Origin of the sequence: Micrococcus sp. Mcc89 (genome assembly GCF_024519795.1) — a bacterium.
Classification (GTDB): domain Bacteria; phylum Actinomycetota; class Actinomycetes; order Actinomycetales; family Micrococcaceae; genus Micrococcus; species Micrococcus luteus.
This window is the reverse complement of the sequence record NZ_JALJRI010000061.1, coordinates 1-4,173: the sequence shown is the minus strand read 5'-3', so window position 1 is coordinate 4,173 and position 4,173 is coordinate 1. Positions and strand designations below refer to the sequence as shown.

Genomic DNA, 4,173 nt, shown 5'->3' with positions numbered 1-4,173 from the left:
TAAGCCGCCTCAACCTCTGCGGGAGTGCGATAGCCAAGGGCCTCGTGGATGCGGGCGGTGTGCCACCAGTGCACCCACCCCATGGTGGCCAGCTCGACCGCCTCGACGGACTCCCAGATCCGCTTGGCATGGATGAGCTCGGCCTTATAGAGCCCGTTCACGGTTTCAGCCAGAGCGTTGTCGTAGGAGTCGCCCACGGTGCCCACTGAGGCGCTCACCCCGGCGGTGATGAGCGCGTCCGAGTAGGCCAAGCTGACGTACTGGGCGCCTCGGTCCGAGTGGTGGATCAGTCCCTGCCGGCTACGGCTGGCTCCCGTGCTCAACAGGGCGTGCTCCAGGGCCAGCAGCGGCAGCCCGACCGTGTGCAGGCTGCCTGAGACCGCCCATCCCACGATGCGCCGGGAGTAGACGTCAGTGATGAAAGCGACGTAGCAGAACCCCGAGATCGTGCGCACGTAGGTGATGTCTTACGACCCAGAGCCGGTGCGGGCGCTCGGCAGTGAAGCGACGCTCGACGAGGTCAGGACGAGCATCCGGCTCACCTGCAGGGCAGGTCGTGATCGGCTTACGGCCGCGGCGCACGCCCTGCAGGCCTGTGGCCCGCATGAGGCGGGCGACTTGGTCACGGCCGATCTCCCACCCGGCGCGGCGCATCGCGTGGTGCATCTTGCGCACCCCGTAGACGCTGTAGTTCTCGGCATGGATCCGCTTGACCTCCTCCAGGAGCAGGACGTCTCGCAGGGCCCGCGCGGAGGCTGGTCGTGTCTTCGCGGCGCGGTAGCTCACGTCGAGGTGATGAACCCACATTCCGTCGCACGAAGGGTGCGGCAGATGGCCTCGACCGAAGAACTGATCGCGGTGTTCATCGATGAACGCGATCATCTCGTCGTGGGGCGGTCGAGCTCCGCTGCGAAAAAAGCCGAGGCGGCCTTGAGGATCTCGTTCGCGCGCCGTGCCTCGGCCAGCTCGCGTTTGAGCCTGCGGATCTCCTCCGCAGGGGTCTCTGAGGCGGGTGCCTGGGCTACTTCGTGGCCGTGGCGTTGGCACCACATCCGCAAGGTCTCTTCGCTGACATCAAGCTGCGGGGCTACCGCCCGGATGGAATGCGAACGGGGCCCTCCTTGCGTGGCTTAGCGCTCCAGGACCATCCTGATCGCGCGCTCACGCAGCTCGGGGCTGAACTTCTTGGGCATGTTCCAATTCTCCTTCGTCGGGATCGGAACGAAACCCAGGGCGCTTCAGTTCGAGGACTTCGACTCAAGAGCCTGACCCCAGCTCTACCGTCTGAGCGGCATCCGCAATCTATAGAATCGACTTGGGTCGCCACCGGCCCAGAACTGGGGACAAATAGTCGATGACCACCGGAACCGACGCTAGCTACGAGACCCGGTCGATTCGGGCCGTACGGGGCATGGAAGCTCGCACGATCAAGAAGTGGGAAGACGACGGCTGGGAACTGGTGTCCCAGTCGCCCGGGAAGCTCCGTACCGAGATTACGCTTCGACGCCCGAAGCCGAGGTCCCGTCGCGTGCTATGGATCATCGGCGCTGTCGTCTTGGCTGTCGTCTTGGCGGTGATCATCACCATCGGTGTGATCAGCGAGCGGAGTGCGACGCCCGCTGTGGTCGAGTCTCCGGCATCAACGGCAACAGCGCCTGCGGAAACTAGCGAAGACGGTTCCCCGAGTCCGACGCCCAGCGCGACCGTGCCCACTGACTGTTCCATGGTGGGGGCGTCGGCGGATTGCACGTTTGGGCAGACCGTGATCTACACCGACACCACGCGCGCAGGAGACGTTGCACTCGAAATTACCGTGCTGGATCCGGTTGAGTTCACGCCGAGCGACAGCGCGACCTTCTGGAATAGCCGCGCCCACAAGATGCCCCGGCTGCCCGTAAATATCTATTTTCCCGTGACAATCAAGAACGTCGCCGATGGAGCTCGCGACGGTAGCTTCATCTCTACTCAGGCAACGAATGACGCAGAGGGGGAAAGCGAAGTCCTTTCGGTGAGCGACGACACCGCGAGCAATGGTGTGAGCTTAGACACTCTTGCACCTGGGGAGACGTACGAATTCAATGATGGGTGGAGTATGTCGACTCTGGACGGCGTCGAGTTCGAGATCAGGATCGACGGACTATCCGGAGGCAGGGTGACCTTCACAAAATAGATGATGCTGTGGCGTCCCGTACCACGTTCCGCGTACGGGAAGCCTCCGCCCCTGGCGCATAGCAAGACCCCTGCGGCATCTGTAACCGGGGTCTTGCTGTTACTCCTTGGATTCTGTGTCAGCGTGGCTGGATGATGACCGGCTGCCGGCTCATCGCGACGCACACATTGTTCTGGACGATATACACCTCGACGTAATGGCTTCCGACGTATGAGGTGCTCTCGTACCGGCTGGAGCTTCCCTCTTCGACCTGCCCGCGCGGTTGCTGTGCGTCGAGGGCTTCGGAGCCGTTGTTCTTGACCTTCCAGAACACTTGGTGGGGGCCTGTAACGCTCAGGTCCCGAAGCTCGAAGTCGATGGTCCTGTTCTTCTGAACCCGATCGCCTCGCCTTGGCAAGTCGTAGGCACGTGCCACGCCGGCCCTACGGACTCTGCCAACGAGCGTGACGCTCTCCGTTAGGCGGATCGGAATCCGGAGGGTGGAATCGATGAACTCTTCGGTCGGCGACGCTTTTTCTGCAGCCTGCACGACAGGTGCGGTGAAGGACGTGCCGAACACGCTTTGCCAGCCCGCTACTGCGTCGTCGAGGACCTCCGCATCGTACGCGGCCCGCATCTTCGCTGCGTAGGAAGCAATCTGCGTCCGGAAATTCGCGTAGCCGTCCTGATCCCATCGCTCCCCAAAATCGCGACCTGTGCCAGCAGGATCATAGATCGGTGGCATGGATGGGTTGTCCTGCAGGTAGGCGCTGAGATCCTCGATGATGTGAACCAGAGCGGTTGCAGTGTCGCCGTAGTACTTCGCGTCAGCGGTGGATCGCCAGCTTTCAACTACGTTCCCGACGAGGATTGTCAGCAGAACTGACTTGATCGAGAACGTGGTCTTTGAATCGCGCAAATATTTCAGCAGGCGAAGCACCGCTTGAAGCCGTCCGCCGCCCACGATGCGAGACTTGCCAGCTAGCCATTCCGTAAACGCTAGGGGATCGGTCACCTCCCAATCGTCGCGCTTGTTGTTGGTGATGGCGGGGCGATCCTCCACGAACGGGATGACATCAATGTGGAAGTCGTCCGCGTAGTCGAGGAAGACGCACCGGGTCCGCTTGTGCGCCTTTCCCTTGTACGTTGCGCTCGCCTCGAAGGCTCGTTTGAGCTCTGCGGTGTACTCGGCGGGCGTCCAGGTCGGATGCTCCCGCATTGCCAGGAGTACGTCAGCGTCGAACTCGCGACTTCCGACCGGCTTAATAATTGTTCGGTGTGCGTACGACCCCTGTGGGATGACGTCGATGAAGTACTCGCTGAACGTTTCGTGCTCACGCAGGAAGGAAGTGACCGAGTCGACTCGGCTGTTCAGCTTCGCGATGCGCGTGTCATTGAGGTTGACAGTGTTGTCCAAGAAGGACTTGAAGTACGGAAGAAGTTTCATCGGGGCAGCTCCATGGTGAATGTGTAACTTGCTTCGTGACCGGTCCGGTCGTAGACGCGCATGGCTGGGTGCACGGACGCGTTAATTGATCGACCGATCGCGACGGCCACGGTCGTGGGTACCGCCGGTACGAGGCTGATGGTTTCGACGCTTGCAAGAGTTTCGATCTCAGCGATCAGGGACCGCCAGCACTGTGCAAACATGTCGACCGTCGCCGGGGTGTCTACCAAGTCAAAGTTCGGCGTCACTCCAGCAGGTCTGACCTCATAGATGCGTGCCCCGTCGGTGGTCTCAGCAGGAAGTCGATCCGCTTCGATCGATCCTGAAATGGAGAACACGACAGTGACCCGCTCCGGTTCATCCGGGCCGTCGCTGAGTACGCGCCACTCGAATTCCTGTTCCGTACCCGACTCCGGCCAGCCCCAGGCTTCGGTGCCGTCGCGTCGTTTTGGGTACACAGTGGTGGGGACCGTGTCATCCAGCAACGCTCCGAGCGCGATAAGGATCGGGATCCGCGCTAGCTGTAGGAGGGCATGACGTTGTTGACTCGGGCCGGTGCCAACGAGGCCGGAGGAGC

3 protein-coding genes and 1 pseudogene are annotated in these 4,173 nt (G+C 61.8%); 1 reads left to right on the top strand and 3 read right to left on the bottom strand.

All coding sequences use genetic code 11. The annotated features are described in order from the left end of the window. Positions 1-1,193, bottom strand: a pseudogene (locus tag NR072_RS06895) (IS3 family transposase); the annotation flags it as partial. 161 nt (positions 1,194-1,354) lie between these two features. Between NR072_RS06895 and NR072_RS06890 the strand changes: the two are divergent. Next, entirely contained in the window at positions 1,355-2,170 is an 816-nt protein-coding gene (locus tag NR072_RS06890; RefSeq protein WP_256836624.1) for a DUF4352 domain-containing protein, read from the top strand. A gap of 118 nt (positions 2,171-2,288) precedes the next feature. Here NR072_RS06890 and NR072_RS06885 read toward each other — a convergent pair whose 3' ends face one another. Both NR072_RS06885 and NR072_RS06880 read right to left on the bottom strand, forming a co-directional pair. Next, positions 2,289-3,566 (bottom strand): cyclic GMP-AMP synthase DncV-like nucleotidyltransferase, encoded by a 1,278-nt coding sequence (locus tag NR072_RS06885; RefSeq protein WP_256836622.1) that lies wholly within the window; start codon positions 3,564-3,566, stop codon positions 2,289-2,291. A 26-nt stretch (positions 3,567-3,592) separates the two neighbouring features. Further along, positions 3,593-4,173: SAVED domain-containing protein (locus tag NR072_RS06880; RefSeq protein ID WP_256836620.1), on the bottom strand; the 581-nt coding region annotated here is incomplete at its 5' end.